30 protein-coding genes and 1 tRNA gene are annotated in these 26592 nt (G+C 57.8%); 10 read left to right on the top strand and 21 right to left on the bottom strand.

All coding sequences use genetic code 11. The annotated features are described in order from the left end of the window. Positions 1 to 2: 2 nt before the first annotated feature. The 6 genes from pheT to thrS all read right to left on the bottom strand — a co-directional run bounded on the left by pheT (position 3) and on the right by thrS (position 6650). Positions 3 to 2384 (bottom strand): phenylalanine--tRNA ligase subunit beta, encoded by a 2382-nt coding sequence (gene pheT / locus KJF94_RS06940; RefSeq protein WP_214382147.1) that lies wholly within the window; start codon positions 2382 to 2384, stop codon positions 3 to 5. A gap of 26 nt (positions 2385 to 2410) precedes the next feature. After that, on the bottom strand, positions 2411 to 3427 hold the full coding sequence (pheS, locus tag KJF94_RS06935; RefSeq protein ID WP_007905876.1) for a phenylalanine--tRNA ligase subunit alpha: 1017 nt from the start codon (positions 3425 to 3427) through the stop codon (positions 2411 to 2413). 109 nt (positions 3428 to 3536) lie between these two features. Beyond that, positions 3537 to 3893: a 50S ribosomal protein L20 gene (gene rplT / locus KJF94_RS06930; RefSeq protein WP_007905879.1), complete on the bottom strand. Its 357-nt coding sequence runs from the start codon at positions 3891 to 3893 to the stop codon at positions 3537 to 3539. A gap of 28 nt (positions 3894 to 3921) precedes the next feature. Beyond that, entirely contained in the window at positions 3922 to 4116 is a 195-nt protein-coding gene (rpmI, locus tag KJF94_RS06925) for a 50S ribosomal protein L35 (RefSeq protein WP_002553160.1), read from the bottom strand. Positions 4117 to 4176: 60 nt separating this feature from the next. After that, complete coding sequence (gene infC, locus KJF94_RS06920) at positions 4177 to 4728, bottom strand: translation initiation factor IF-3 (protein ID WP_172668659.1); 552 nt, start codon at positions 4726 to 4728, stop codon at positions 4177 to 4179. Beyond that, positions 4728 to 6650, bottom strand: coding sequence for a threonine--tRNA ligase (thrS, locus tag KJF94_RS06915; RefSeq protein ID WP_214382145.1), 1923 nt, complete (start codon positions 6648 to 6650; stop codon positions 4728 to 4730). Before thrS ends, infC begins: the two co-directional genes overlap by 1 nt. A gap of 373 nt (positions 6651 to 7023) precedes the next feature. Here thrS and KJF94_RS06910 point away from each other — a divergent pair, with 373 nt between their 5' ends. Further along, entirely contained in the window at positions 7024 to 7326 is a 303-nt protein-coding gene (locus KJF94_RS06910; RefSeq protein ID WP_214382144.1) for a hypothetical protein, read from the top strand. A 291-nt stretch (positions 7327 to 7617) separates the two neighbouring features. Then, positions 7618 to 7830, top strand: a complete 213-nt coding sequence (locus KJF94_RS06905) for a cold-shock protein (RefSeq protein WP_003179963.1) — start codon at positions 7618 to 7620, stop codon at positions 7828 to 7830. 72 nt (positions 7831 to 7902) lie between these two features. Here the strand turns inward: KJF94_RS06905 and KJF94_RS06900 are convergent, their stop codons facing one another. Together KJF94_RS06900 and KJF94_RS06895 are read right to left on the bottom strand one after the other, a co-directional pair. Then, complete coding sequence (locus KJF94_RS06900) at positions 7903 to 8223, bottom strand: I78 family peptidase inhibitor (protein ID WP_214382143.1); 321 nt, start codon at positions 8221 to 8223, stop codon at positions 7903 to 7905. A 165-nt stretch (positions 8224 to 8388) separates the two neighbouring features. Beyond that, a complete protein-coding gene (locus KJF94_RS06895) occupies positions 8389 to 8694 on the bottom strand; it encodes a hypothetical protein (RefSeq protein WP_214382142.1) in 306 nt (101 codons plus the stop codon). A gap of 132 nt (positions 8695 to 8826) precedes the next feature. On the opposite strand from KJF94_RS06895, the gene KJF94_RS06890 reads away from it, so the two are divergent. Next, positions 8827 to 9039, top strand: coding sequence for a hypothetical protein (locus KJF94_RS06890; protein ID WP_033061806.1), 213 nt, complete (start codon positions 8827 to 8829; stop codon positions 9037 to 9039). Positions 9040 to 9071: 32 nt separating this feature from the next. On the opposite strand, the gene KJF94_RS06885 is transcribed toward KJF94_RS06890, so the two are convergent. The 8 genes from KJF94_RS06885 to KJF94_RS06850 form a co-directional block, all read right to left on the bottom strand. Then, positions 9072 to 10100 carry a nucleoside hydrolase gene (locus tag KJF94_RS06885; RefSeq protein ID WP_214382141.1) on the bottom strand — a complete coding sequence of 343 codons (1029 nt, stop codon included), beginning with the start codon at positions 10098 to 10100 and terminating at the stop codon, positions 9072 to 9074. 43 nt (positions 10101 to 10143) lie between these two features. Continuing rightward, a complete protein-coding gene (gene rbsD / locus KJF94_RS06880) occupies positions 10144 to 10548 on the bottom strand; it encodes a D-ribose pyranase (RefSeq protein WP_214382140.1) in 405 nt (134 codons plus the stop codon). Beyond that, positions 10545 to 11462 (bottom strand): ribokinase, encoded by a 918-nt coding sequence (rbsK, locus tag KJF94_RS06875; protein WP_214382139.1) that lies wholly within the window; start codon positions 11460 to 11462, stop codon positions 10545 to 10547. Before rbsK ends, rbsD begins: the two co-directional genes overlap by 4 nt. Before the next feature lie 58 nt (positions 11463 to 11520). Further along, a complete protein-coding gene (locus KJF94_RS06870; RefSeq protein ID WP_214382137.1) occupies positions 11521 to 12540 on the bottom strand; it encodes a LacI family DNA-binding transcriptional regulator in 1020 nt (339 codons plus the stop codon). Between the two features lie 3 nt (positions 12541 to 12543). Then, on the bottom strand, positions 12544 to 13521 hold the full coding sequence (locus KJF94_RS06865) for an ABC transporter permease (protein WP_008028232.1): 978 nt from the start codon (positions 13519 to 13521) through the stop codon (positions 12544 to 12546). Then, positions 13518 to 15071, bottom strand: coding sequence for a sugar ABC transporter ATP-binding protein (locus KJF94_RS06860; RefSeq protein ID WP_214382135.1), 1554 nt, complete (start codon positions 15069 to 15071; stop codon positions 13518 to 13520). Before KJF94_RS06860 ends, KJF94_RS06865 begins: the two co-directional genes overlap by 4 nt. Before the next feature lie 56 nt (positions 15072 to 15127). After that, positions 15128 to 16084: a sugar ABC transporter substrate-binding protein gene (locus KJF94_RS06855; protein WP_017337663.1), complete on the bottom strand. Its 957-nt coding sequence runs from the start codon at positions 16082 to 16084 to the stop codon at positions 15128 to 15130. Positions 16085 to 16267: 183 nt separating this feature from the next. After that, positions 16268 to 16717, bottom strand: coding sequence for a hypothetical protein (locus tag KJF94_RS06850; protein WP_214382133.1), 450 nt, complete (start codon positions 16715 to 16717; stop codon positions 16268 to 16270). Between the two features lie 352 nt (positions 16718 to 17069). Here KJF94_RS06850 and KJF94_RS06845 point away from each other — a divergent pair, with 352 nt between their 5' ends. The 3 genes from KJF94_RS06845 to KJF94_RS06835 all read left to right on the top strand — a co-directional run bounded on the left by KJF94_RS06845 (position 17070) and on the right by KJF94_RS06835 (position 19300). Further along, the gene (locus KJF94_RS06845; protein ID WP_214382131.1) at positions 17070 to 18158 is read left to right on the top strand and encodes an asparaginase; all 1089 of its coding nucleotides are present in this window, start codon (positions 17070 to 17072) and stop codon (positions 18156 to 18158) included. A gap of 157 nt (positions 18159 to 18315) precedes the next feature. Beyond that, positions 18316 to 18606 (top strand): DUF1654 domain-containing protein, encoded by a 291-nt coding sequence (locus tag KJF94_RS06840; protein ID WP_214382130.1) that lies wholly within the window; start codon positions 18316 to 18318, stop codon positions 18604 to 18606. Between the two features lie 4 nt (positions 18607 to 18610). Continuing rightward, positions 18611 to 19300, top strand: coding sequence for an endonuclease (locus tag KJF94_RS06835; RefSeq protein ID WP_214382129.1), 690 nt, complete (start codon positions 18611 to 18613; stop codon positions 19298 to 19300). Between the two features lie 109 nt (positions 19301 to 19409). Here the strand turns inward: KJF94_RS06835 and KJF94_RS06830 are convergent, their stop codons facing one another. Continuing rightward, complete coding sequence (locus tag KJF94_RS06830; protein WP_214382128.1) at positions 19410 to 19775, bottom strand: SPOR domain-containing protein; 366 nt, start codon at positions 19773 to 19775, stop codon at positions 19410 to 19412. Positions 19776 to 20025: 250 nt separating this feature from the next. Here KJF94_RS06830 and csrA point away from each other — a divergent pair, with 250 nt between their 5' ends. Next, positions 20026 to 20217 (top strand): carbon storage regulator CsrA, encoded by a 192-nt coding sequence (gene csrA, locus KJF94_RS06825; RefSeq protein ID WP_008028241.1) that lies wholly within the window; start codon positions 20026 to 20028, stop codon positions 20215 to 20217. Positions 20218 to 20396: 179 nt separating this feature from the next. Here csrA and KJF94_RS06820 read toward each other — a convergent pair whose 3' ends face one another. After that, entirely contained in the window at positions 20397 to 20852 is a 456-nt protein-coding gene (locus KJF94_RS06820; protein WP_214382127.1) for a DUF2214 family protein, read from the bottom strand. 88 nt (positions 20853 to 20940) lie between these two features. On the opposite strand from KJF94_RS06820, the gene KJF94_RS06815 reads away from it, so the two are divergent. Next, positions 20941 to 21657 carry an alpha/beta fold hydrolase gene (locus KJF94_RS06815; protein ID WP_214382126.1) on the top strand — a complete coding sequence of 239 codons (717 nt, stop codon included), beginning with the start codon at positions 20941 to 20943 and terminating at the stop codon, positions 21655 to 21657. 53 nt (positions 21658 to 21710) lie between these two features. Here the strand turns inward: KJF94_RS06815 and KJF94_RS06810 are convergent, their stop codons facing one another. Beyond that, a complete protein-coding gene (locus KJF94_RS06810) occupies positions 21711 to 22151 on the bottom strand; it encodes a hypothetical protein (RefSeq protein WP_214382125.1) in 441 nt (146 codons plus the stop codon). A gap of 228 nt (positions 22152 to 22379) precedes the next feature. Further along, positions 22380 to 22456: transfer RNA gene (locus tag KJF94_RS06805), tRNA-Val, on the bottom strand. Positions 22457 to 22639: 183 nt separating this feature from the next. Here KJF94_RS06805 and KJF94_RS06800 point away from each other — a divergent pair. After that, positions 22640 to 23923, top strand: coding sequence for an NAD(P)/FAD-dependent oxidoreductase (locus tag KJF94_RS06800; RefSeq protein ID WP_214382124.1), 1284 nt, complete (start codon positions 22640 to 22642; stop codon positions 23921 to 23923). 290 nt (positions 23924 to 24213) lie between these two features. Here the strand turns inward: KJF94_RS06800 and KJF94_RS06795 are convergent, their stop codons facing one another. Beyond that, a complete protein-coding gene (locus tag KJF94_RS06795) occupies positions 24214 to 25155 on the bottom strand; it encodes a LysR family transcriptional regulator (protein WP_214382122.1) in 942 nt (313 codons plus the stop codon). Between the two features lie 124 nt (positions 25156 to 25279). Between KJF94_RS06795 and KJF94_RS06790 the strand changes: the two genes are divergently transcribed. Then, entirely contained in the window at positions 25280 to 26575 is a 1296-nt protein-coding gene (locus tag KJF94_RS06790) for an MFS transporter (RefSeq protein ID WP_214382120.1), read from the top strand. Positions 26576 to 26592: the final 17 nt, after the last annotated feature.

The following is a 26592-nucleotide window of genomic DNA, read 5'->3' as shown; positions in this document are numbered from 1 at the left end:
CGTCACTTCCTTAACGTGGCGTTCAACCTTTGTTCGAGCGAGGTGAGGATGTTTTGCGTCGTAGTATTCACCTCATCGTCATTAAGAGTGCGCGATGGATGCTGCCAGGTCAAGCCGACTGCAAGGCTTTTTCTATCAGGATCAATGCCTTTACCCTGATATACGTCAAATAGCCTGAGGTCCGTCAGCCATTCCCCTGCATTTTCACGGATTACGTCCAGTACAGCGCTAGCCGCGACGTCTTTTTCGGCAATCAGCGCAAGGTCACGACGCACTTCAGGAAAGCGCGATAACTCCTGGAATTTAGGCATTTTGCCCAACGCCACTTCAGCCAGAACCAGCTCGAAAACGAAGACCGGACGATCGAGGCCGAGGGTTTTCGACAATTCAGGGTGGATTGCGCCAACGAACCCTACCAAACGACCTTCACGTTCGATGCGCGCGGTTTGACCCGGGTGCAACGCAGGGTGTTTACCCGGCACGAACGTGAACGAACCCAGCGCACCAGCGAAGCCCAGTACCGCTTCCACATCCGCTTTGACGTCGAAGAAATCCACGACATCGCGACCTTGCGCCCAGCCTTCCGGCAGACGGCTACCGCAAACAACACCGGCCAACATCGGCTCTTGCTTCAAGCCTTCCAGCTGACCGACGAAACGCAGGCCGCTTTCGAACAGACGGACGCGATCCTGTTGACGATTCAGGTTGTGCTGAAGCGCCTTGACCAGACCAGGCCACAGGGACGAGCGCATGGCCGCCATGTCGTTGGAAATCGGGTTGGCCAGCAGCAGCGGCTCGACACCCGGATTAAACAACTCGAATTGTTTCGGATCGATGAAGCTGTAGGTGATCGCTTCCTGATAACCACGGGCCACCAGCAGGCGACGCAATTCAGGCAGGTCGCTACGCGCTTCAGCCTTGGCCTGCGGCGCCAGACGAGCTTGCGGGTAACGAACCGGCAGACGGTTGTAGCCGTACAGACGGGCAAGCTCTTCGATCAGGTCAACTTCGAGGCTGATGTCGAAGCGATGGCTTGGCACTTCAACGCGCCATTGCCCTGCCCCATCGGCAGAAATCTTCAGACCCAAGCCACTGAGCAATCGCTCGACTTCGGCCGAATCCATTTCCATGCCCAGCATCTGAGTGATGCGTTGCGCGCGCAGAGTAACCGGTGCAATCGAAGGCAGGTGCTGTTCGCTGACGGTTTCGATGATCGGCCCCGCTTCGCCGCCAGTGATTTCCAGCAGCAGGCCAGTGGCGCGCTCCATGGCTTCACGGGCCAGTTGCCAGTCCACGCCACGCTCGTAGCGGTGCGAGGCGTCGGTGTGCAGGCCGTAGGAACGGGCCTTGCCAGCGACGGCAATCTGATCGAAGAACGCACTTTCCAGGAAAATGTCGCGAGTGGTCGCGGTGTTGACGCCGCTGTGCTCGCCCCCCATGACGCCGGCGATAGCCAGAGCGCGGGTATGGTCGGCGATCACCAGCGTATCGCTACGCAGGCTGACTTCCTGACCATCGAGCAATACTAGCTTCTCGCCTTCTTCAGCCATGCGCACACGGATGCCGCCATTGATTTCGGCGAGATCGAACGCGTGCAGCGGTTGACCCAGCTCCAGCATCACGTAGTTGGTGATGTCGACGGCAGCATCAATGCTGCGCACGTCGGCACGACGCAGACGCTCGACCATCCACAGCGGCGTAGGCTTGGACAGGTCGACGTTACGGATCACACGGCCCAGGTAACGCGGGCAAGCAGTCGGTGCCAGGACTTCAATCGAACGCACTTCGTCATGCACGGCTGGCACGACTGGAACGATCGGACGAGTGACTTTAGCGTCATACAGCGCGCCGACTTCACGGGCCAGACCGGCCAGGGACAGGCAGTCACCGCGGTTCGGGGTCAGGTCGACCTCGATGCTGGCGTCATCCAGGCTCAGGTATTCACGAATGTCCTGGCCAACCGGCGCATCGGCCGGCAGCTCCATCAGGCCATCATTGCCTTCGCCGATTTGCAGCTCGGCTTGCGAGCAGAGCATGCCGTTGGACTCAACGCCCCGCAGCTTGGCTTTCTTGATCTTGAAGTCGCCCGGCAGTTCAGCACCGATCATGGCGAACGGGATCTTCAGGCCCGGGCGCACGTTTGGCGCGCCGCAGACTACCTGAAAGGTCTCCGAGCCATTGCTGACCTGGCAAACACGCAACTTGTCGGCGTCCGGGTGCTGCTCGGTGCTCAGCACCTCGCCCACCACCACACCGGTGAATTCGCCGGCGGCCAGCGTAACGCTATCGACCTCAAGACCGGCCATCGACAGACGAGCAACCAGCTCGTCGCGACTTACCTGCGGGCTTACCCAGCCACGCAGCCATTGTTCACTGAATTTCATCCTGCTCTCCTAAGAATTCGTTACGACTAGCGAAATTGCGCGAGGAACCGCAAGTCGTTGTCGAAGAACAGACGCAAGTCGTTCACGCCGTAACGCAGCATGGCCAGACGCTCAACGCCCATGCCGAAGGCAAAGCCCGAAAACTCTTCCGGGTCGATCCCGGACATGCGCAGCACGTTCGGGTGAACCATGCCGCAGCCCATGACTTCCAGCCAACCAGTCTGTTTGCAGACACGGCAGCCTTTACCGCTGCACATCACGCATTCCATGTCGACTTCAGCGGATGGCTCGGTGAACGGGAAGTACGAAGGACGGAAACGCACGGCCAGTTCTTTTTCGAAGAACACGCGCAGGAACTCTTCGATGGTGCCTTTCAGGTCGGCGAAGTTGATATCGCGGTCGACCAGCAGGCCTTCGACCTGGTGAAACATCGGCGAGTGGGTGATATCGGAGTCGCTGCGGTACACACGGCCTGGGCAGACGATGCGGATCGGCGGTTGTTTCGATTCCATGGTGCGGACCTGTACCGGCGAGGTATGGGTGCGCAGCAACATGTTGGCATTGAAATAGAAGGTGTCATGCATCGATCGGGCCGGGTGATGGCCTGGGATGTTGAGCGCTTCAAAGTTGTGGTAATCGTCTTCGACCTCAGGGCCTTCGGCGATGCCGTAGCCAATGTGGGTGAAGAACTGTTCGATACGTTCCAGAGTACGAGTAACCGGATGCAGACCACCCGAGGTCTGGCCACGGCCAGGCAGGGTCACGTCAATGGACTCGGCAGACAGTTTGGCGGCCAGGTCGGCCTCTTCAAACAGTGCCTTGCGGGCATTGAGAACCTCTGTGACACGCTCCTTGGCAACGTTGATCAGGGCGCCGACTTGCGGACGCTCTTCTGCCGGCAAATTCCCCAGGGTCTTCATCACCTGAGTCAATTCACCCTTTTTGCCAAGGTAGTGAACCCGGATTTGCTCCAGGGCATTGATATCTTCAGCGCTTTGCACAGCCTCTAGTGCTTGAGAGACGAGCGCATCCAGGTTTTCCATGTACAGACTCCAGATACAAAATAGGGGAAGAGCTTGAAGGCTCTTCCCCTATTTATGACGTTTAACACCTGGCCCCACAGAGGTGAGGCCGGGTGACTGTCGGGGGTACTTAAGCCAAGGTGGCTTTAGCTTTCTCGACAATCGCAGCAAACGCCGCTTTTTCGTTCACTGCCAGATCAGCCAGAACCTTACGGTCGATCTCGATGGACGCTTTTTTCAGGCCGGCGATGAAACGGCTGTAGGACAGACCGTTGATACGTGCACCAGCGTTGATACGAGCGATCCACAGAGCGCGGAACTGACGTTTTTTCTGACGACGGTCACGGTAGGCGTATTGGCCTGCCTTGATTACCGCTTGCTTGGCAACACGGAATACGCGCGAGCGAGCGCCGTAGTAGCCTTTAGCAAGTTTCAGAATTTTTTTGTGACGTTTACGGGCAATGACGCCACGCTTTACACGAGCCATGAGTTACTTCCTCTATTCTTGACTAAAATTAACGAAGGCGCAGCATGCGCTCGACTTTTGCCACGTCAGACGGATGCAGCAAGCTGCTACCGCGCAGTTGACGCTTACGCTTGGTCGACATTTTAGTCAGGATGTGGCTCTTGAAAGCGTGCTTGTGCTTGATACCGTTAGCAGTTTTCAGAAACCGCTTAGCAGCACCACTTTTCGTTTTCATTTTTGGCATGTTCGGATACTCCGCATTCAGTTGATAAACATAATCAGAAGGCCTGCCGTGCCCTGTTGATTACTTCTTCTTTTTCGGGGCGATGACCATGATCAGCTGGCGTCCTTCCATCTTAGGATGCTGTTCGACCGAACCGTACTCGAGCAAGTCACCTTCAACTCGCTTGAGGAGTTCCATCCCCAGCTCCTGGTGGGCCATCTCACGGCCGCGGAATCGCAAGGATACCTTGGCCCTGTCCCCATCACTCAGGAAACGTACCAGGTTGCGCAGTTTTACCTGGTAATCCCCTTCCTCCGTCCCTGGACGAAACTTGATTTCTTTAACCTGAATCTGCTTCTGGTTTTTCTTGGCCGCGGCAACCTGCTTCTTCTTCTCGAAGATCGATTTGCCGTAGTCCATCAGTTTGCAAACAGGGGGTACTGCATCGGCGGAAATCTCCACCAAATCCAGCTTGGCCTCTTCAGCCTTAAGAAGCGCGTCTTCAATTGACACAATCCCAAGCTGTTCACCTTCAGCCCCAATTAACCGAACCTCGCGTGCCGAGATATTCTCGTTGATCGGGGCTTTCGGTGCAGCTCGTTTATCTTGTCTCATTTCACGCTTAATAATAATTACTCCGAATCTGGGCGACCACGCCGGGAAACCGCTTGCGCGAGAAACTCAGCGAACTGGGCGACGGGCATCGAGCCCAGGTCAGCACCTTCACGAGTACGCACAGCGACAGTCTGCATCTCGACTTCCCGATCTCCGATAACCAAGAGATAGGGAACCTTGAGCAAAGTATGCTCGCGGATTTTAAAGCCGATCTTTTCATTTCTCAAGTCAGACTTGGCACGAAATCCGCTTTCGTTGAGAGTTTTTTCAACCTCGGCGGCAAAATCGGCCTGTTTGTCAGTGATGTTCATGATCACTGCCTGGGTCGGAGCCAGCCACGCAGGGAATGCACCCTCGTAGTGCTCGATCAGGATGCCGACGAAACGCTCGAAGGATCCGAGGATCGCCCGGTGCAACATCACCGGGTGCTTGCGACTGTTGTCTTCGGAGACGTATTCGGCTCCCAGACGGACAGGCAGGTTAAAATCGAGCTGCAGGGTACCACACTGCCAGACGCGGCCGAGGCAATCTTTCAGCGAGAACTCGATCTTCGGACCGTAGAACGCACCCTCGCCCGGCTGCAGATCGTACGGCAAGCCAGCGCTGTCAAGGGCTGCAGCCAATGCAGCTTCGGCGCGATCCCACAATTCGTCGGAACCGACGCGTTTTTCCGGACGAGTGGACAGCTTCATCTCGACTTCTTTGAAGCCGAAGTCGGCATAGACGTCCATGGTCAGCTTGATGAACGCGGCGGATTCGGCCTGCATCTGCTCTTCGGTGCAGAAGATGTGGGCGTCATCCTGAGTGAACGCACGCACGCGCATGATGCCGTGCAGCGCACCCGATGGCTCGTTACGGTGGCAGGCACCGAATTCGGCCAGGCGCATTGGCAACTCGCGGTAGCTTTTCAGGCCCTGATTGAACACTTGCACGTGGCAAGGGCAGTTCATAGGCTTGATGGCGTAATCGCGGTTTTCCGACTGAGTGGTGAACATGTTGTCGGCGTAGTTGGCCCAGTGCCCGGATTTCTCCCACAGGCTGCGGTCAACGACTTGTGGAGTCTTGATCTCCAGGTAGCCGTTGTCGCGCTGAACCTTGCGCATGTACTGCTCGAGCACCTGGTACAACGTCCAGCCGTTCGGGTGCCAGAACACCATGCCCGGTGACTCTTCCTGGGTGTGGAACAGGCCCAGGCGCTTACCGATCTTGCGGTGATCGCGCTTTTCAGCTTCTTCGATGCGCTGGATGTAAGCCGCCAACTGCTTCTTGTCAGCCCATGCGGTGCCGTAAACGCGCTGCAATTGCTCGTTCTTCGCATCGCCACGCCAGTAGGCGCCGGACAACTTGGTCAGCTTGAAGGATTTCAGGAAACGCGTGTTCGGCACGTGCGGACCACGGCACATGTCGACGTATTCTTCGTGATAGTACAGGCCCATGGCCTGCTCGTTCGGCATGTCTTCGACCAGGCGCAGCTTGTAGTCTTCGCCGCGGGCCTTGAACACTTCGATCACTTCGGCGCGCGGAGTGACTTTCTTGATCACGTCGTAATCTTTTTCGATCAGCTGCTGCATGCGCTGTTCGATGGCGGCCAGATCGTCCGGAGTGAAAGGACGTTCGAAGGCGATGTCGTAATAGAAGCCTTCGTCGATGACCGGCCCGATCACCATTTTGGCGGTCGGGTACAGCTGCTTGACCGCATGGCCAACCAGGTGGGCACAAGAGTGGCGAATGATCTCCAGCCCCTCTTCATCCTTTGGCGTAATGATTTGCAGCGTAGCGTCGGCGCTGATGATGTCGCTGGCGTCGACAAGCTTGCCATCGACCTTGCCGGCCACGGTGGCCTTGGCCAGACCTGCACCAATGGATGCGGCGACCTCGGCTACGGAAACCGGGTGATCGAATGAACGTTGACTGCCGTCGGGAAGAGTAATAGTTGGCATGGCGCCTCCTCTCCTAGTGGTGACCCCTACCAAAGGTCACGTGGGTTGGGATGAGCCAGTACAAGATCCGGTCCAGGCCGTTCAATGACGAACGCCTGCCTTACAGCGGCAGGAGCCTTGCGACCAACCGGAAAACCGAACCAGAGTGACTGGGATTCAAATCAGGGTTATTCGAACATTTGCCGCCGCCGGGACTGAAGGTCATCCGGAGCTTGCAAATACCCGAGCGGGGCATGCTAGCACAGATGAACGGTCGTCGCGGTGCCGGGTTTTCTGCTGGGGCAAATCAGGAGTTTTTATGCCAGAGTGCTGAACTTGAACCCTGCTTTACCCCTCAGATAACAAGACATTGACCCACAAGGAGCATCCCAGCATGCGTCTGAATCGTTTGTTCGCAGTAGTCGCCCCCATCGTCCTGCTGCTGCCGTTGGCCGCCCATGCCGATTGGCCGAAGGGCGAGCGCGAGAAATACATGGCTCAGTGCACTCAGGCAGCCACTCCCCAAATCGGCGCGGCCGCTGCCAAAGCTCATTGCGCTTGTGGTGCCGATGCAATCAAATCGTATCCGGCCAGCGACATTCAGGCATTGATGGATAACAAGGCCAGTGATGCGCTCAAGCAAAAAGCACTGACCCAGATTGCGGCATGCAAGGCCGATAACAAGGCGAAAAAATAAGCTCGGCAAAACGACTTGGGGGCTGCATCAATCGATGAAAAACCCCTGAAAAGCGCTTTTTCGTACATTTTATGCAGGATTTACAGCTTTTTTTATCGTCTTTACTTTCGGCTGAAAGCCTTTTAAATCGGGGCTTTCAGCCACATTGAGCAACAAAGAACGCATGACTGTAGGGCAAACAGCACGTCCGGGGGGCTCCCAAAGCGAACATTTCGACTATGATACCCCGGTGTGCCCAGTTGGCCTGAGCAACACAGTACTGAAAAAATATATGTTTCTTGGAGATACACCATGTCTAATCGCCAAACCGGCACCGTTAAGTGGTTCAACGATGAAAAAGGCTTCGGCTTCATCACTCCTCAAGGTGGCGGTGACGACCTGTTCGTACACTTCAAAGCTATCGAAAGCGACGGTTTCAAAAGCCTGAAAGAAGGCCAGACTGTTTCCTTCGTGGCTGAGAAAGGCCAAAAGGGTATGCAAGCTGCTCAAGTTCGCCCAGAGTAATTTCCAGGCGCACTAAAAAAACCCCGTCCATGTGACGGGGTTTTTTATGGGTGAAGCAATAGCCTGACGGGGTCAGCCGCAGTTGATGCGCGTGATCACCAGGTTGGTATCGGTGTTCAGGTTCAGGCGATCGGAGCGGTACTCCAGGGTCACCATATCGTTGGGCTTGAGGATACGGGCATTTTGCGCGCCGGCGCGAAGGCGCGCCTGTTCCAGCAGTTCAGGCGAAGCCTTTTTGCCAATGGTGAATTCGGCAGCCTTTGCTTCGCAACGGCTGTGACCGGTATCCGTCGTCGTGACAGGGTCTGTTGCCGACTCGGTAGACGTACTGCTGCAACCCGCCAGCAGACTAGCGGCCAACAAAGTACCCAATGACGCGAGCTTCCAAGGCATGAAGCCTCCTTTTTTCAATAAGTGAGCTGAGATCGTGCGACCGCCAATCTGGCGTTTGGTTTCACAGGTAGCGCTTTCACCCTACCCTCGATCCGGACAATCGGCGAGTTTGCCTGAGCATTCCCGGCCGTTCATCCCTCAATCATGACTGAATATGAACAGCACTCAATAAATGTCGATGTAGTCGAACGGTGGTGTTGGCCAGTTCTCTTTCAGCGCATTGAAAATCTGCATGACCCAAACCTCGTCACTGGCCGCAACCAATCCCACATACCCGGAACCCTTGGCCCACGTCTCCAGACGAAACAGCAGGCCGCCGATGTCGGTGCCGCCCACGACGCCCGATGAAATATAGGCAATACCGCCCTTGGTGACCCGCAATTGGGTATGCTCATCATCGCTGGCACTGGCCAGTAGCTGGCGCACCGCTTCAAGGGTCAAGCCGTCAGGAGTGTTCAAATCGATCTGCACAGCGCTGTCCTTGAAAAATTCATCTAGGACCAAGTGTCGCATAGCCCTCCTCTCATGCCTAAGTCGGAGTGCCAAACGTCCGGCAAAATGGTTAACTCACCCACAGACTTTTCCGAATTCACGAGCGCCATCATGACCACCGTAAGCATCGACGCCGACATCAAAGCCAAGTGGCCACAAGGCCATAGCTCCTACAGCCCGGGCAGCCCGGAAGAGTTGGCAATCATTGGTATCGATCTATTGGTCAAGGAGTTGGGGACTGAAGCGGCGCAATCCTTTATCGCGCAGGTATTCGAGAAGTACCCGGCCGACTACAAGGGCGCTGAATACAACGAAAGGGAGTGAAACCCGCAGGCTGGCACCTGCGGGTGTGAAACTTACTTCAGACGCGCCAGACGCTGGGTCAACAGATCGAAGAAACCCTGAGCGTCGCCGCTTTCAACCCAGAAAGCGTTCTTTGGCGCTTTCAGACCGTCATACCAGTCGACGATGGTTTGACCGAACGTCGGGCCCTCGCGGCTATCAACTACCACATTGACCGAACGGCCCGTGAACAGCTCCGGCTTGAGCAGGTAGGCAATGACCGTAGCGTCATGCACCGGGCCTCCCGGAAGACCGTAGTGCTCCATGTCGCCTTTAACGTATTCGTTGAGAATATCGCCCACCAGCTTGCTGGCGTTGTTGTTCAGCGCGGCGATCTGCTTCAGGCGCGCTTCGCTGGTGAGGACCTTGTGGGTCACGTCCAGCGGCAGATACGTCAGTTTGACGCCACTTTTCAGCACCACTTCCGCCGCTTGCGGGTCAGCGAACAAATTGAATTCCGCCACCGGAGTGATGTTGCCGCCATTGAAGTGCGCACCACCCATGATCACCACTTCCTTGATGCCCTGAACGATTTCAGGTTCCTGGATCAGTGCCAGGGCCAGGTTGGTCTGAGGACCGAGCATGGCGATGGTGATGCTGTGGGGCTTGGCGGTTTTCAAGGTATCGATCAGGTAATTGACCGCATTGCCCTTGGCCAGGCCTTTCTTCGGTTCATGCACGGTAACGCCCGACAGGCCCTCCTTGCCATGAATGTTCTCGGCATAGATCGGCGTGCGCATCAGCGGCTTCGGCGCACCGGCATACACCGGCACCTCTTCACGCCCCGCCCACTCGCGGGCCAGCCGCGCATTACGCGACGTCTTGTCCAGACGCACGTTACCGGCGACGGTGGTCAGCGCGCGGATGTTCAATTCTTCCGGCGATGCCAAGGCAAACAGCAAGGCCACCACGTCGTCGGCACCCGGATCGGTGTCGATGATCAAGTCGATCTTTTCCGCCGCCTGGGCGCTTGTTGCGGTAATCAGGGACAAAAGCAGCAGACTCCGGAGCAGGTGGTGCAGTTTCTGAGCATAGCGGTGCATAGCGCACTCCTTGTGCGTGGGAAAGCAGAGAGACGATGGCGAATCAGAACGTAACCCCAGCCACCAGCACAATGTTGCAGTACGGCTGACATTCGCCTGTACGAACAATCGCCCGCGCCTGTCGGCTCAAGACTTTGAATTGGTCATGACTGAGCAGCTCACGCTGACCCAGCGCACCTTTTGCATTTAGTTCGTCCAGCGCGACCAGCGCCGACGGTTGCTTGTCCAGGATCTCGCGGGCCAACACGTGGCTTTCGACCTGCATTTCGCTGAGCACGACGTTCAACGTGCTGATGAAATCCGGAATGCCGTGGGTCAGGGCCAGGTCGATCAGTTCGACGCCCGGCGGCACCGGTAGGCCCGCATCGCCAATCACGACCATGTCGCCGTGGCCCAGGGAAGCGATCAGTCGCGACAACGCGACGTTGAGCAGTGGTGTTTTCTTCATGGTGTTTTAAAGGCCTGTACATCGGACAAATCAGGAATCGAGGGTTGCGCGCCAGCACGGGTCACCGACAGCGCGGCGGCCACCTGGCCGAAACGGATCGCGTCGCCCTCGTTTTTGCCGGCCGCCAGCGCGGCGGCGAAACCACCGACAAAGGTGTCGCCAGCCGCCGTGGTATCGACCGCTTTTACCTTCGGCGCCGGAAAGTGTTCGAAGCTTTTGCCATTGGCAAACAGCGAGCCCTGGGCACCCAGGGTGATGATGACCTTGCCCGCCCCCATGGCAATCAGCCGGGTCGCTGCGGCTTCGGCGGTTGCCAGGGAGTCCACCGGCAAACCGCTCAGTGCCGAGGCTTCGCTCTCGTTCGGGATCAGGTAATCGATGGCGGCATACCAGTCTGCCGGCAACGGACGACTGGCTGGCGCCGGGTTGAGAATCACGGTTTTGCCCAGCTCACGACCGCGCTTGAGCGCATGACCGACCGTGGCATCCGGCACTTCCAACTGACAGATGATCACCTCTGCCGCCTGCAATACCGCGTCGAAACGATCGATCACTTCTGGCGTCAGTGCGCCATTGACACCGGCGACGATGACGATCGCGTTCTGGCTGTTGTCATCCACCACGATCAACGCCACGCCACTGGCACCGTCGACGGTGCTGACCGCCTGGCAATCGATCCGGTCGGCCAACAACGCCTCGCGCAGTTCAACGCCATAGGCGTCGTTGCCCACGCAACCGACCATCGACACCTGCGCTCCCAGCCGCGCCGCAGCAACCGCCTGATTGGCGCCCTTGCCGCCGGAGACCGTGGCAAACGACTCGCCGATCAGCGTTTCACCGCCACGGGGCAACCGCGACGCGCGGGTCACCAGGTCCATGTTCAGGCTGCCTATCACCACTACTTTTGCTGACATACATTGCTACTCATCAATTCTTTTTCAGTGGTGCTTTTGGTTTAACGACTGTCTATTTTCAACGGAAGTGATCAAACACACCGGCCAGCGGCGCGGTCGATTCCCGCAAGACAATACTGGGTGTCACGATCCGTTGATCGGTGGCCATGTCCGGTGTGGCGATCCTGCGCAAAAGCACGCCGGCCGCCATCTCGCCGAGTTGCAGGATCGACTGGCCCACGGTGGTCAGCGCCGGATAGACATAACGGCTCATCTGGATATCGTCGAAGCCGATCACCGACAGCTCGCTCGGCACTCGAATATTGCGCTCGGCGGCGGCTCGCAGCACGCCGATGCCGATCATGTCGTTGCCGGCAAAAATCGCGCTGGGCGGGTTCTTCTCCAACAGGATCGCGGCGGCGCTGTAACCACCGGTGCTGGTGAAATCGCTTTCCAGCATGCGTTCGCGAGGCACTTCGACGCCCGCCTCTTTCAGCGCGTGGCAATAACCTGCCAGACGCATCTGCGCCACGCTGGTACTTGCCGGCCCGCCAATGGTGGCGATGTCCCGATGTCCCAGTTCCAGAAGGTGCCGGGTCGCCAGATAAGCGCCGTACTCATGATCGATACGCACCAGATCGGCATTCACGCCTTCCAGCCCGCGGTCGACGATGACCATCGGCGTACGCACGCCTGCCAGACCTTCTGCCAGCCCCGCATCACCACCGGCCGATGCCACGATCAGCCCGTCGATGCGCTTTTCCAGTAGCACGCGCAGGTAGCTGCGCTGCTTTTCCGGGTTGTCGTCGGAGTTGCAGAGGATCACGCAATAGCCATTACGCTCGCAGTAATCCTCGATGCCACGCGCCAGTTCGGCGAAGTACGGGTTGAGGCTGTTGGGCACCAGCAGGCCAATGGTCGCCGTGGTCTTGGCCTTCAATGAGCGGGCCACGGCGCTGGGCACGTAGTCGAGAGTTTTGATCGCGGCTTCGACCTTGACCCGCACTTCCTCACTGACCGGCCGGGTCTTGTTCACCACGTGAGAAACGGTGGTGTAGGAAATTCCAGCGAGCGCTGCCACATCCTTGATTGTTGCCATGACTCAGGTCCGCCGGCTTGCGCGCTGACTGCGATAGGTATCAAGCACCACCGCCACCACGATGACCGCGCCGGTGATGATGCGTTTGGTCGGCTCGGTTGCGCCGATCTGCGCCAGACCAGCCGCCAGCACGGAAATGATCAGGACCCCGAAAAAGGTGCTGATGACCGAACCGCGACCGCCCATCAGGCTGGTTCCGCCGATCACCACGGCGGCGATCACTTGCAGTTCCAGACCCGAACCGGCATTCGGGTCCGCAGCTTCCAGGCGAGAAATCTGGAACAGCGCGGCGATACCGGCCAGCAGCCCCATCAGACTGAACACCAGGATCTTGTAGGGCTTTGGATTGATCCCTGCCAGACGTACCGCCTCTTCGTTGGTGCCGATGCCGATCAGGTAACGACCGAACACCGTGCGGGTCAACACCGCCTGAGCAATGAAGATGATCAGCAAGGCAATGATGAACGATGGCGAGATGCCGAAGGCGATCGGGTTGGACAGCCAGGCAAAGGCATCACCGATGTAGGCCGTGCGCGAACCGGTCATCTGATACGCCACGCCACGCGCCATTTCCAGCACGCCGAGGGACACGATGAACGACGGAATCCGCCAGGCCACGGTGATAGAACCGGTGATGGTCCCGGCCAGCGCTGCCGCCGCCATGCCGAGCAGCGCTGCCGGCAATACGCTCCAGCCCCAGCCGAGAATCGCCACGCTAACCGTCGACGCTGCAAGTGCCAGCACCGAGCCCACCGACAGGTCGATGCCGCCAATGATCAACACGAATGTCATGCCGACCGCGAGCACCATCAAGTCCGGAATCTGGTTGGCCAGGGTGCTGAAGGTGTCGTAGGACAGGAAATGGCTGCTCAGGACCGAGAACAGCGCGACCATCGCCAGCAAGGCACCGGCCAGGCCCAGATAGGTGCCGAGGCCGTAAAAATTGCCACTACGTTTACCGGCAGACGTTGCAGTTTTCATTGAGGATCCCTAGGCGCTGCTTCATTGAGCAACGCATCACGTTTTTGGTAGCCGGCAAAAGCGGCGGCAAGCAAGTCATCCTGGGTCCAGCTATCGCGTTCGAACGTCTCGATCAGGCGCCCCGCCGACAGCACGCCGATGCGGTCGCAGATCAGCATCAGTTCGCGCAGGTCGCTGGACACCACCACCAGCGCCTTGCCCTGACGGGTCAGCTCGCCGAGCAGTGCATAGATGTCGAATTTGGCGCCGACGTCGATGCCGCGAGTCGGCTCGTCGAACAGCAACACCGAACAATCGCGCTCCAGCCAACGGCCGATCACGACTTTCTGCTGGTTGCCGCCGGACAGCTCCGAGACCAATTGCCTCGGACTGGAGCTGCGGATGCGCATGGCGTCGATCTGACGCTGGGCCAGGGACATCTCGTCACCGTTGTTGACGAAGCCACCGCTGGAAATCTCTGGCATGTTGCCCAGGGCAATGTTCGCGCTGATCGATTGGGTCAACAGCAAGCCTTCGCCCTTGCGGTCTTCGGTGATCAGGGCAATGCCATGACCGACCGCGTCCACTGGCGAACGAATACTCACGACCTGTGCAGGCGAACCCAGCGCAACCGTGCCGCTGTCCGCCGTGTCGGCGCCGAAGATCAAGCGAAGCAACTCGGTACGCCCTGCCCCGATCAAACCGGAAATCCCGAAAATCTCACCGGCGCGTACTTCGAAGGACACGTCGCGCACCTTGTCCGAGCGGGTCAGCCCCTTGACCGTCAACGCCGGAGCGCCAATCTTGCGCGGGCCCATGTCGATGTGTTCGCCGAGTTCACGGCCGACCATCAGCGTGACCAGTTGCTCGCTGTTGTAATTGGCCATCGGCTCGACGCAGACCAGGTTGCCGTCGCGCAACACCGCAATGCGCTGAGCGACACGGGCCAACTCTTCGAGGCGGTGCGAGATATAGATGATCGACACGCCGCGCGCTTGCAGGCGAGTGATCTGCTCGAACAGCATTTCGACTTCACGGGCCGTCAGCATCGCGGTCGGTTCGTCGAGGATCAGCACATGACAATCGCCGATCAGGTTACGGGCGATTTCGACCATTTGCTGGTGACCGATGCCCAGCTCTCCGACCAGGGTGTCCGGGTCAATCGCGTCGAGCCCGACCTGGGCCATGGCCTCGATCGCGGCCTTGCGCAATTGTTTGCGACTGATCCAGCCCGCATTGCTGGGCAGGTTGTCGAGAAACAGGTTTTCCGCCACTGACAGGGTCGGCAGCAGATTGAGTTCTTGCATGACCATGCGAATGCCCAGGTCTTCAGCCTGGGTGCGACTGCCGGGGCGGTAATCCTGCCCCTGGAATTGCATCTGACCGGTGGTCGGCGTGACCAGCCCGCCGATGATCTTCGACAGCGTGCTTTTGCCGGCGCCGTTCTCGCCGGTCAGCGCCAGCACTTCACCGCGCATCAACGTCAGGTCGATGCCGGCAAGGACAGGTTGCGCATAGGTCTTACCGATACCGCTGACCGAGAGGACAGCGTTCGGAGCGGAAACTGACATAAAAACTCTCCATGTGCTCACCCGGACGGGCGAGCACCGTTGTGTCGCCAGAAGGACTACTTGGTAACCAGCTCTACCGGAGTTTCGATGACGCCGTTGGTACCGCTGTCGACCTTCTCGCCCTTGATGATTTTCAGCGCCGTCTCGATACCGAACACGGCTTGCCTGGCGGCAAACTGGTCAGCGGTGGCCAGGACACGGCCATCCTTGAGCATCGGCTTGATGGCATTGATGTTGTCGTAGCCGACCACTTGAACCTTGCCGGCCTTGCCCGCGGCACGCACGGCGGACACTGCGCCGACGGCCATACTGTCGTTGCCGGCCAGCAGGGCTTTGATGTTCGGGTATTCGCTGAGCATGGAAGAGGCAACCTGGTTGCCCTTGTTGATTTCCCAATCGCCGGATTGCAGGGATACGACCTTGATCTGCGCCGCTTCCATCGCATCCTTGAAGCCTGCAGTGCGGGCCTGGGCGTTGGTGGTGGTGGACACGCCTTCGATGATGCCGACTTCGTCACCGGCCTTCAGTTGCTTGGCCAGGTATTCGCCCACCAGCCGTGCGCCTTTGCGGTTGTCAGGACCTACAAACGGGACGGTGATGTTCTTGCTTTTGACGACAGCTGGATCCAGCTGGTTATCGATGTTGATCACGGTGATGCCGGCATCCACCGCTTTCTTGATCACTGGCACCATGGCTTTGGAGTCAGCCGGCGCGATGACCAGCGCATTGACCTTGGAGACAATCATCTGCTCGACGATGCGGATCTGGTTGGCCGTGTCCGTTTCGTCCTTGATGCCGTTGGAGATCAGTTCGAAATCGCCGGAGTGGTCTTTCTGGTAGGCCTTGGCGCCGTCTTCCATGGTCAGGAAGAATTCGTTGGCCAGGGATTTCATGACCAGCGCGACTTTAGGTTTTTCAGGGGATTCGGCCAAAGCCGAGGAGACAGGCAACGCGGCGGATGCGGCAGCCAGCATAGCGACAGCGAGAAGACGTCCAGCGAATGGCAGCTTCATGGGTTCACTCCGATCTTATGATTATTCTGAGCAACGCTTGCGCTGGCATAAGCTTCACCGAATTCGCCGAGGGACAAGCCATCGGCGGAGCCGCGCAAACGTTTGCGTAGACCGAACTATGCGAACCCTGTCGTCATTTGTCAACGACCGAAAAAGCCGTTTTGTGCTTCGGCGAGCGTCTCTTTACGCCGTGGTGCTGACAATACCACCCGCGCTGGAACCCTTGGCCAGTTCCTTGACCAGATTGCCGGTTACTTCCGCCAGCGCACCGCTGGTGTTGGCGACCTGCCCCTGAATTGACATGATTACCGCAGTCTTGGCTTCCGGTGTCGGGTAAGACGCAACCTGAGCCGCAGCCAGTTGTTGCTGTTGCTCACGCAGTTGCTGCTGCAGTTCCTGCATACGCTTGAGCAACATTTTTACTGCGATGCTCTGGTCGCTGCCGCTTTCTGCTTTGGCTTCGGCCGGGGCCCCGCCACCCGTGCGGACTTTGGTTTCGCCAGTCGCTTCCTCGCTACCCAACGCCAGCGTCGACGCTTCGGAAGTCGATTCGCTCAAAGCGTTGATCGTCGCCGTGGACTTGCCACCGATGGTGATTGCGCCTGCATTGGGAAAGCCAACCGAAAATGACATGTGAACTCCTGGAGTAAAAGATCCTTTGAAGGGCATCGACCTGCGAGCGATTTTCTTTAGTGCCGATTTGCCATCTGGCAAGACGACTTGTTCGACAGGCGCCGTAGCCCTTTTCGGAGAGCCGAACGTAAATGCCAAACATATTCGGAAACCCGGACAACAAGCTGTTTAAGATTTCTCTGGCGAAAACCAGATAATTGATACAAATCATTAGGTTAAAGGCATTTTTTCAATTCTGGATACGACTGGTACAGATCCTGCTCCCTCTACTCCACCCCAGGCGTTCAGATCAGCCTTGGGCGCATCTAGATGAACCTGCATCAGCACCGTCTCACTACTAGAGAGAAAAATAATGACATCTGCTTTCAAGACTTTCGTTCCGGGCGCTTTGGCCCTCCTGCTGCTCCTACCGACAGCCCTTCAGGCAAAAGAAGCCGAAACCCAACAAAAACTGGCGAACGTGGTGATCCTCGCCACGGGCGGCACCATTGCCGGCGCAGGCGCCAGTGCCGCCAACAGCGCGACTTATCAAGCAGCGAAAGTCGGCATCGAACAATTGATCGCCGGGGTTCCGGAACTGAGCCAACTGGCTAACGTTCGCGGCGAACAAGTCATGCAGATTGCGTCAGAAAGCATCACCAACGACAACCTGCTGCAACTGGGCCGTCGCGTGGCCGAACTGGCCGACAGCAAAGACGTCGATGGCATCGTCATCACCCACGGCACCGACACCCTGGAAGAGACCGCGTACTTCCTGAACCTGGTCGAAAAAACCGAGAAGCCGATCATCGTCGTTGGCTCCATGCGCCCGGGCACCGCGATGTCCGCCGACGGCATGCTGAACCTGTACAACGCCGTCGCCGTAGCCAGCAGCAAAGACGCTCGCGGCAAAGGCGTGCTGGTGACCATGAACGATGAAATCCAGTCCGGTCGTGACGTCAGCAAGATGATCAACATCAAGACCGAGGCGTTTAAAAGTGCCTGGGGCCCACTCGGCATGGTGGTCGAAGGCAAATCCTACTGGTTCCGCCTGCCAGCCAAGCGCCACACCATGGATTCGGAATTCGACATCAAGAACATCAAGAGCCTGCCTGACGTCGAAATCGCCTATTCCTACGGTAACGTGAGTGATACAGCCTACAAAGCGCTGGCTCAATCCGGCGCCAAAGCCATCATCCACGCCGGTACCGGCAATGGCTCGGTGTCTTCACGGGTGGTTCCAACCCTGCAGGCCCTGCGCAAGGATGGCGTGCAAATTATCCGGTCCTCCCACGTCAACGCCGGTGGTTTCGTACTGCGTAACGCTGAGCAACCTGACGACAAATACGACTGGGTCGTTGCCCATGACCTGAATCCGCAGAAGGCTCGCATCCTGGCCATGGTCGCCCTGACCAAGACCAATGACAGCAAAGAGCTGCAGCGGATGTTCTGGGAATACTGATTCGCCCTCGCCCGGCCGGTTCCGGCCGGGCACCGCTGTCACCACTCGCCACTCCTGGCGAGTGGTCTCGTATCCGATAAAAAAATTTCCCTCTTCCTACACCAAACAGGAAAAACCGCTGTCAGAGGATTTTCTTGAATTTTAAGCAGTTGCGAAAATGCCTACAGTTAAATACTGTATGCACGTACAGCTTAATAAGGATAATTCCGTGGCCACCACCTCTGCATCTCCTGACGCCTATGCACGTATGGGCATCCGCGTTCAGAAAATCATCAATTCCCCCACCGCCCAGAAAGCCAAAGCTGCGCTGATCTTTCGTCTTCCGGACGAGCCCGTGGATGAGTGGGAACAGTTGCTCGAAGAAATCGACGAGAACGACAACGTCACCCTCGCCTACCGCGACGATGGCGGTGTGCAGATTTTCTGGGTTGTGCCGAAGGAAGATTGAGTCAATGAGTGTCCGTTGTTTTGCTTTGCTGTTTCTGCTCTTCGCGATGGGTGCCCAGGCTGACGCCCCGCGCACCTTCAGCGAAGCCAAGAAAGTCGCCTGGAAGTTGTATGCGCCGCAATCCACCGAGTTCTACTGCGGGTGCAAGTACACCGGCAATAAGGTGAACCTCTCCGCCTGCGGTTATGTACCGCGCAAAAATGCCAAGCGCGCTTCCCGAATCGAATGGGAGCACATCGTCCCCGCCTGGCAGATCGGCCACCAGCGTCAGTGCTGGCAGGAAGGCGGACGCAAGAACTGCACGCGTTACGATCCGACCTATCAGAAAGCCGAGGCCGATTTGCACAATCTGGTGCCGAGCATCGGCGAGGTCAACGGCGATCGCAGCAACTTCAGTTTTGGCTGGCTGCCGGAGCAATCCGGACAATACGGCTCGTGCCTGACCCAAGTTGATTTCAAGGCGAAGAAGGTCATGCCCCGCCCTTCCATTCGCGGCATGATCGCCCGGACTTACTTCTACATGAGCAAGCAGTACGGTTTGCGCCTGTCGAAGCAGGATCGGCAACTGTATGAAGCCTGGGACAAAACCTACCCCGTGCAAGCCTGGGAACGGCAACGCAACCAAAGTGTGGCGTGCGTGATGGGACGGGGTAACGAGTTTGTCGGGCCGGTTGACATGAAAGCGTGCGGTTAAACGCTGACTGAACGCAAAAAAAGGCCTCGGGTTGAATGCCCGAGGCTTTTTTGTTTTTAACCGCGCTGGTAATACCAGGGGCGGTCGACCGACGGCGTCAGCAACGCCGTTACTGAGTCACCGGATGCTCGACGACCAGCAATTCGATGTTCTGTTTTTTCGCGCGGGTCAGCGCCGCGCGCACCTCCGCCTGTTTAGCTTCAGCCTCGGCTTTCGAGTTGTAGGGCCCCATCAGGATGCGGGTCTTGCCATTTTCCTTGACCACACTGGCAACGAAACTGTGCTCAATCAGCCAGCCGCTCAGATCGCTGACAGCCTGGGTTATTTCACCGCGCACTTCCAGATCCCACTGGGGTGCGGAAGCCACCACAGGCGCGACAGTCGCTGCCGGCTGCGGTTTTTGCGCCTCTACGCTCTTGCCTTCACCACATCCCGCCAATGCCAGTACTGCGATTACCAAGGCCATTTTGCGCACAACGCGTCCCTCTGAATGCTGAAAGCGGGGATTTTAACATCCATGAATACTTCCCGAGCGCCGCAAAATGGGCTCAAAACAACGAGAATGATGGATGCGGCCTCTGTATAGTTACGCCTTGGGAATTAATGCAGCATCTGCGCGTCAGAAAGAGGCACCCAAACCGTGAGACTTCGCACTAATCTATACATACCACCGACCTCTGCACTGTCCGAATCAGGTGTCCCATAAAGCAATCAAGGAGAAGACCATGCTGATACTCACCCGCAAAGTCGGTGAAAGCATAAACATTGGCGATGACATTACGATCACCATTCTGGGCGTAAGCGGCCAGCAAGTCAGAATTGGCATCAACGCCCCGAAAGACGTTGCGGTGCACCGCGAAGAAATTTATCAGCGCATTCAGGCCGGCCTGACCGCCCCGGACAAGCCACAATCCTGAATCCTGCTGCAGTCAGTAGCCAGCCCGTTCGCCCCGGAACCACGGCTGGCTAAGATTCAAGCGTCGCTATCACCCTCTGTCACCCACCCAAAACGTGAAGCCGATACTAACGGCATGTCTCACGTCATGGCTGTCGGACGTTTCGGATAAATCCTGGCGAAGTGCGCAATCGCACTCGACTAACCAAACGTCACACCCCGCGCCATGCCCGTAGCCGCCACGACCATCAGCAGCACCAGCAACGCTTCGATATGACTGATCCGTGCAAACAGCGTTATACGGCCGGTATTGATGGCTGCCCCCCGCGCCTGTGCAATCCGCCATTTGATCAGCGTCACCATCGGCGCAACTTCAAGCAGCAGGATGAGGACGAAAAGCGTCATCTTGAGGTGGAACAGTGGCTGGTGAAGATAGTAGTCAGTGCCCTTTTCGTACCCGCCAAAGGCGCGCATCCCACCAGTGACCAGCAGGATGACTGCAGAAATCCCCCACAGGTTATCCGCGATCAATACACTGCGAGCGTCCCCCGCGCCCTTGGCCAGGCGCCGAAAAGCCGTACCGCGGGACAGGACCGCCCAGAAACCCAGGGCAAATGCCAAGAGATGGATCGCAGCAAGAAACCAGTGCACAAGCATCGATATACTCCCGTCAGGCTAATGTTCGAATTGGCCTGAAGTAGTAGCCCAAAAAGCAGGAGCTTGCCTGCACCCAAGGATGGAAGACGTGAATCGCTCAGAACTGCCAACGCTCGTATTGCTGCCGGGAATGGACGGTACCGGCCAACTTTTCAGTCCCTTGGTCTCTGCCCTGAGGCCGGATATAGAAACGATTGTTGTCCGCTACCCTTGCGACATTGCGCTGAGCTATGAAGAGCTGGAAGCGATAGCGCGAAAGTCGCTGCCCACCGATCGCCCCTTCATCTTGCTGGGAGAGTCCTTTTCCGGCCCCATCGCCATTTCACTGACCGCCCTGCATCTGCCTCAACAGACTGGCTTGATCCTGTGCAGCACCTTTATCAAAAACCCGCGACCGGTATTCAAGTCACTCAAACGCTTGATAACCCTGCTGCCCATCGAGCTTTTCCCCACCAGATGGCTCAGTAAAATCTTGCTGGGTCGATTTTCCACAGCAAGCTTGCGCGCAGCACTGAATGAGGCGATCACCCAGGTCACGCCCTCGGTGATGCGCTCACGGCTTCGATCAGTAGTGGAAGTGGATGTGTCGGTACAACTTGCGGGCCTCGACATTGCTACCCTGTACCTTCGCGCCAGCCAGGATTGGGTTGTACCGCAAACCGCGTCGATACGAGTCCTGGAAGCAAACCCCAAAGTATTGGAAGTCGTTCTGGATGCACCCCACTGCCTGCTTCAGGCATCTGCGACAGAGGCCGCCCGCGCTATCCGGCACTTCATGGAGAGTGTCAGCCCGGCAGTTGAATGATTACTTCGCAGCATTACGACACTCAACGCGCACGAAAAACCCGGCCAAGAGAGTCAGAGTCCGCCCACTTCGCGCCCCTGACGCGACCTGAAATCCTGATTACGGAACAGCAACCGCGGCAACTTGAAGAGTTCGCACGCACGATCAATCATCTGGAAAGCAGTTGATTTGCGACGCTGCGCGACAATCATTCGGCCGATTTCGAAACCAAACTCAGTGGCATCTTCACGCGATACAAAACGCATCGAAGGTAACTCACTTGCCTCTCTGATCTCTTTGCCGTTGAACCAAATCGATATCTTGGCTTTATGATGCGCGTCCAGGTTTTCCGGTTCGACGTGCAGTGTTTTGATCGGCCCGACTGTAGCAACGTGGATTTCGTAACCTAAGTGAGTCTCTAGTTTCGTAACGATTGAAGGCTCTGATGTCATTACCGCCATCCATTGCTTGTAAAAGATTGGCGCAACAATACTCGTTAATTTGAGCAATGCCAAATTGCCACCATCTCAACGTCGCATCCGGTTACGGGGGCGGTACCAGACTTGAATGACCATGGAGCCTTGGTTGCGCCTCAACGAATGCCTTGAGGTGACGACCTGGAGGTGGGCGCCGAGTGGGCGGTTGAGCGGGGGATTTGCAAACGTTGCGCAAATCACAGACAACAAAAAAGGGACCACCTTTCGGTGAGCCCTTCTAGACCGCCCAGCAGAGCGGATTTTGTTTGGTAGGCGCGATTGGACTCGAACCAACGACCCCCACCATGTCAAGGTGGTGCTCTAACCAACTGAGCTACGTGCCTGCTGTGAGGCGGCATTCTACGGAATTCCGAAGGGGTGTCAACACCTTTTTTCGAGCTAACCCTATGAATATGCAAAATATTTAATTTCGCCGCTGCAAAGAAGATTTTGCGGTGGCTGGCGGTCGATTTTTAACTCGGGTAGGATCGGTGCACTCGTAAAATATATTAAACAGAGGCTGCCGGATGGCGAACACCCCCTACCCAGAGTCCTATTACGCCGCATCGGCCAATGCGGTTCCGCCGCGCCCGGCCTTGCAGGGTGACGTAGAGACTGATGTCTGTGTGATCGGTGCCGGTTACACCGGTCTGTCCTCTGCCCTGTTTCTGCTGGAGAACGGTTTCAAGGTTACGGTGCTGGAAGCCGCCAAGGTGGGTTTTGGCGCCTCGGGCCGCAACGGTGGCCAGATCGTTAACAGCTACAGCCGCGACATCGATGTGATCGAACGCACCGTTGGCCCCAAGCAGGCGCAGATGCTTGGGCAGATGGCGTTCGAGGGCGGGCGGATCATTCGTGAGCGGGTCGCCAAATATAATATTCAGTGCGACCTGAAGGACGGTGGTGTGTTCGCCGCGATCACCGCCAAGCAGATGGGCCATCTGGAATCGCAGAAGCGACTGTGGGAGCGTTTCGGTCACACGCAGCTTGAGCTGATGGATCAGAAACGCATTCGTGAAGTGGTGAACTGCGATCAATACATCGGCGGCATGCTCGACATGAGCGGCGGGCACATACATCCGCTGAACCTGGCACTCGGCGAAGCGGCGGCGGTCGAGTCATTGGGCGGCACTATTTATGAGCAATCGCCGGCGGTGCGCATCGAGCGCGGCGCGAACCCGGTGGTGCATACGCCTCAGGGTAAAGTCCGGGCCAAGTTCATCATCGTCGCGGGCAACGCTTACCTCGGCAATCTGGTGCCAGAGCTGGCGGCCAAGTCGATGCCTTGCGGCACTCAGGTAATCACCACCGAACCCCTGAACGATGAATTGGCGAAAAGCCTGCTGCCACAGGATTATTGCGTCGAAGACTGCAATTACCTGCTCGACTACTATCGCCTGAGCGGTGACAAGCGCCTGATTTTCGGTGGCGGCGTGGTGTACGGCGCACGGGACCCGGCGAACATCGAGGCGATCATTCGGCCGAAGATGCTCAAGGCGTTCCCGCAACTCAAGGACGTGAAAATCGACTACGCCTGGACCGGCAATTTCCTGCTGACCCTGTCGCGTCTTCCGCAGGTCGGGCGCCTGGGTGACAACATCTACTATTCCCAGGGCTGCAGCGGTCACGGTGTGACGTACACGCATCTGGCGGGCAAGGTGCTGGCCGAAGCGTTGCGCGGTCAGGCCGAGCGTTTTGATGCGTTTGCAGGCTTGCCGCACTATCCCTTCCCCGGCGGACAACTGCTGCGCACGCCGTTTGCGGCGTTGGGGGCTTGGTATTACGGGTTGCGGGATAAGCTGGGGTTCTGACTGACAGATACGAATAGGGCCGCTTGATGCAACCCGTTTCTTTAAAATACCAATAACCCTGTGGGAGCGAGCCTGCTCGCGAAGACGGATTAACATTCAACATTGATGTTGAGTGTAAAACCCTCTTCGCGAGCAGGCTCGCTCCCACATTGGTATGGGGTTAGAGCCGATCTCGTGGAATGCCGCTACGGATTCGCAGGAGGTGGCTAAGCTTCTCGGCGAAACCGGGCATCGATTGCATGTATTCGAACCCGGCAAACTTCTGCTCACCGATACATCTGACCAAACAATCAAAAAACCGCTGCTTTCCGGCGGAGCAAATCAATGAACACACCCAACTCCCGGCTGATGTGTTCGCCCTTGCGCAACAGCAACCCGAACGGCGCCAGTTGCACGTCCAACTGCACCGGCAGCGCCACCACCAGACCCATTTTCAGGTAGTCGCGCAATGCGGTTTCCGACAGCACCATGATTGCATCGGTCAGTTGAATCAGCTGCTGCATGGAATACACCGAGCTGCACTCGATGATGTCGGCAGGTGTCGGCAAGGCCAGTCGTTGCAAGGCCTGATCAAGACCGATGCGCGCCGGACTGGTTTCCGGTTGCAGGATCCACGGCCAGCCGCTGACCAGTTCCGCCAGCTCGAGTTTTTTGCGTTTGGCCAGTGGATGACCGGCGTGCACCACCACGAGTAATCGTTCGTTGCCCAATTGCTCGAACTCGTAATGCTCGCTGTCAGTGGCCGCATTGCGTCGAGCGATGGCGAGGTCGATGCGCCCCTGCTCCAGCAGTTGAATCACCTGGTCGCTGGTGTCGCCCATGATGCGGATTCGCAGTTGCGGATTGAGCGCCTTGATCTCGGCAATCGAATCCATGACCAGGTCCGGCGCGGCGCCCATGATGGTGCCGATCGAGAGATAACCGTAGCCGCCCTGCTGCCTTGCGATCAGGTCTTCGGCGCAACGGTCGAGGCCACTGATAGCGGACTCGGCGAAGCGGATCAACTCAGCGCCCAACGCCGTCGGCCGCATTCCGCGTGGCAGGCGTTCGAACAGGTCACAGCCGAACATGTCTTCAATCTCATGCAGCATGCGGGTAGCGGCCGGTTGCGACATGTTCAGGTTTTGCGAGGCGCGGTGCAGGTTCAGACTGGTGCTCAGCGCCACCAGCATGTGCAGATGCTTGTAGCGCAGACGGTTGAGCAGGCTGCGGGAAACGGTTGGCGTAGTCATGACAAGCCTTTTTATCGATACCCTGAAGGTATCAGTTGTTAGCTAGATTCGATTTGTAACGCATCGATCCGCGGCCGTACAGTCTTTCCCATAAGAACAAATGCCCTACCAAAGGAAAACTGCGATGAAGACTCTACCCGCGCCTCTGCTCGCCAAAATTTCCTGGCGGCTGCTCCCGTTTCTCCTGCTGATGTACATCATGGCCTTCCTCGACCGCGCCAACGTCGGGTTCGCCAAGCAAGCCTTTCAAGCCGACACCAACATCAGCGATGCCGCGTTCGCCTTCGGCGCCGGGGTGTTCTTCGTTGGCTACGCGCTGCTCGAAGTGCCGAGCAACCTGATCCTGCACCGCGTCGGCGCCCGCCTGTGGATGTGCCGGATCATGGTCACCTGGGGCCTGGTCTCCGCCGCCATGGTCTTCGCCCACACCGAAACCAGTTTCTATGTCCTGCGCTTCTTGCTGGGCGTGGCCGAAGCCGGTTTCTTCCCCGGCGTCATCCTTTACCTCACCTACTGGTTCCCCAGCGCGGTACGCGGCAAGGCCATGGGGTTCTTCTACTTCGGTGCGCCGCTGGCGTTCATCTTTGGCAGCCCGCTGTCCGGCCTGTTGCTGGAGCTGGACGGGTTTGCCGGCGTCCACGGCTGGCAGTGGCTGTTTGCCGTTGAAGGCTTGATGGCCACGGCGGTGGGTGTCTGGGCCTACTGGTATCTGGACAATCGCCCGGCCGACGCCAAGTGGCTGACGGTCGAAGAGCGCCAACAAGTGCAAAGCCTGCTCGACCAGGAAGACAGCCACAAACAGAACCATGGCCGTAGCCTGCTCAACGTGATCTGCCAGCCCTCGGTGCTGTACCTGTGCCTGATTTATTTGCTGATTCAGGCGAGCGTTTACGGCGTGGTGTTCTATCTGCCGACCCAGGTCGGCGGGTTGCTCGGCACCAAGGTCGGGCTGATGGTCGGACTGGTCACCGCGATCCCATGGATCTGTGCGTTGGTGGCCGCCTATTTGATTCCCGGTTACAGCGACCGCACCGGTGAACGTCGTCGCACCGCGTGCCTGACGCTGTTGATGGCCGCCGCCGGGATCGCCTGCTCGGTGACCTTCAGCAGTCCGTTCCTCGGCATCGTCGCCCTGTGCTTCGCCGCTTCCGGCTTCATCGCCGTGCAACCGGTGTTCTGGACCTTCCCTTCCAGTTACCTCGCCGGCAGCGCCGCTGCGGCGGGAATCGCGCTGATCAACTCGTTCGGCGCCCTCGGCGGCTTCATCGCCCCGGTGCTGAAAAACTGGGCCGAAGGCGCCTTCCATTCACCGGCCGCAGGTTTGTACGTGTTGGCCGGCACCACCGTCATCGCCGCGTTGCTGGTGCTGGGCGTGCGTTCGCCCGGCCATAAAGCTTCGAACAAACCGGCCACCGTTTAAACCTGAGGAGTCACACC

This window comes from Pseudomonas hormoni (genome assembly GCF_018502625.1).
Lineage (GTDB): Bacteria > Pseudomonadota > Gammaproteobacteria > Pseudomonadales > Pseudomonadaceae > Aquipseudomonas > Aquipseudomonas hormoni.
The sequence above is the reverse complement of the archived record's forward strand: the minus strand, read 5'-3'. Positions and strand labels throughout refer to the sequence as shown.

Excerpts from the sequence above, each read along its gene's own strand:
- pheT (WP_214382147.1), bottom strand. The coding sequence starts at position 2,384 with ATGAAATTCAGTGAACAATGGCTGCGTGGCTGGGTAAGCCCGCAGGTA.
- pheS (WP_007905876.1), bottom strand. The coding sequence starts at position 3,427 with ATGGAAAACCTGGATGCGCTCGTCTCTCAAGCACTAGAGGCTGTGCAA.
- rplT (WP_007905879.1), bottom strand. The coding sequence starts at position 3,893 with ATGGCTCGTGTAAAGCGTGGCGTCATTGCCCGTAAACGTCACAAAAAA.
- rpmI (WP_002553160.1), bottom strand. The coding sequence starts at position 4,116 with ATGCCAAAAATGAAAACGAAAAGTGGTGCTGCTAAGCGGTTTCTGAAA.
- thrS (WP_214382145.1), bottom strand. The coding sequence starts at position 6,650 with ATGCCAACTATTACTCTTCCCGACGGCAGTCAACGTTCATTCGATCAC.
- KJF94_RS06910 (WP_214382144.1), top strand. The coding sequence starts at position 7,024 with ATGCGTCTGAATCGTTTGTTCGCAGTAGTCGCCCCCATCGTCCTGCTG.
- KJF94_RS06905 (WP_003179963.1), top strand. The coding sequence starts at position 7,618 with ATGTCTAATCGCCAAACCGGCACCGTTAAGTGGTTCAACGATGAAAAA.
- KJF94_RS06900 (WP_214382143.1), bottom strand. The coding sequence starts at position 8,223 with ATGCCTTGGAAGCTCGCGTCATTGGGTACTTTGTTGGCCGCTAGTCTG.
- KJF94_RS06890 (WP_033061806.1), top strand. The coding sequence starts at position 8,827 with ATGACCACCGTAAGCATCGACGCCGACATCAAAGCCAAGTGGCCACAA.
- KJF94_RS06885 (WP_214382141.1), bottom strand. The coding sequence starts at position 10,100 with ATGCACCGCTATGCTCAGAAACTGCACCACCTGCTCCGGAGTCTGCTG.
- rbsD (WP_214382140.1), bottom strand. The coding sequence starts at position 10,548 with ATGAAGAAAACACCACTGCTCAACGTCGCGTTGTCGCGACTGATCGCT.
- rbsK (WP_214382139.1), bottom strand. The coding sequence starts at position 11,462 with ATGTCAGCAAAAGTAGTGGTGATAGGCAGCCTGAACATGGACCTGGTG.
- KJF94_RS06870 (WP_214382137.1), bottom strand. The coding sequence starts at position 12,540 with ATGGCAACAATCAAGGATGTGGCAGCGCTCGCTGGAATTTCCTACACC.
- KJF94_RS06865 (WP_008028232.1), bottom strand. The coding sequence starts at position 13,521 with ATGAAAACTGCAACGTCTGCCGGTAAACGTAGTGGCAATTTTTACGGC.
- KJF94_RS06860 (WP_214382135.1), bottom strand. The coding sequence starts at position 15,071 with ATGTCAGTTTCCGCTCCGAACGCTGTCCTCTCGGTCAGCGGTATCGGT.
- KJF94_RS06855 (WP_017337663.1), bottom strand. The coding sequence starts at position 16,084 with ATGAAGCTGCCATTCGCTGGACGTCTTCTCGCTGTCGCTATGCTGGCT.
- KJF94_RS06850 (WP_214382133.1), bottom strand. The coding sequence starts at position 16,717 with ATGTCATTTTCGGTTGGCTTTCCCAATGCAGGCGCAATCACCATCGGT.
- KJF94_RS06845 (WP_214382131.1), top strand. The coding sequence starts at position 17,070 with ATGACATCTGCTTTCAAGACTTTCGTTCCGGGCGCTTTGGCCCTCCTG.
- KJF94_RS06840 (WP_214382130.1), top strand. The coding sequence starts at position 18,316 with ATGCCTACAGTTAAATACTGTATGCACGTACAGCTTAATAAGGATAAT.
- KJF94_RS06835 (WP_214382129.1), top strand. The coding sequence starts at position 18,611 with ATGAGTGTCCGTTGTTTTGCTTTGCTGTTTCTGCTCTTCGCGATGGGT.
- csrA (WP_008028241.1), top strand. The coding sequence starts at position 20,026 with ATGCTGATACTCACCCGCAAAGTCGGTGAAAGCATAAACATTGGCGAT.
- KJF94_RS06820 (WP_214382127.1), bottom strand. The coding sequence starts at position 20,852 with ATGCTTGTGCACTGGTTTCTTGCTGCGATCCATCTCTTGGCATTTGCC.
- KJF94_RS06800 (WP_214382124.1), top strand. The coding sequence starts at position 22,640 with ATGGCGAACACCCCCTACCCAGAGTCCTATTACGCCGCATCGGCCAAT.
- KJF94_RS06795 (WP_214382122.1), bottom strand. The coding sequence starts at position 25,155 with ATGACTACGCCAACCGTTTCCCGCAGCCTGCTCAACCGTCTGCGCTAC.
- KJF94_RS06790 (WP_214382120.1), top strand. The coding sequence starts at position 25,280 with ATGAAGACTCTACCCGCGCCTCTGCTCGCCAAAATTTCCTGGCGGCTG.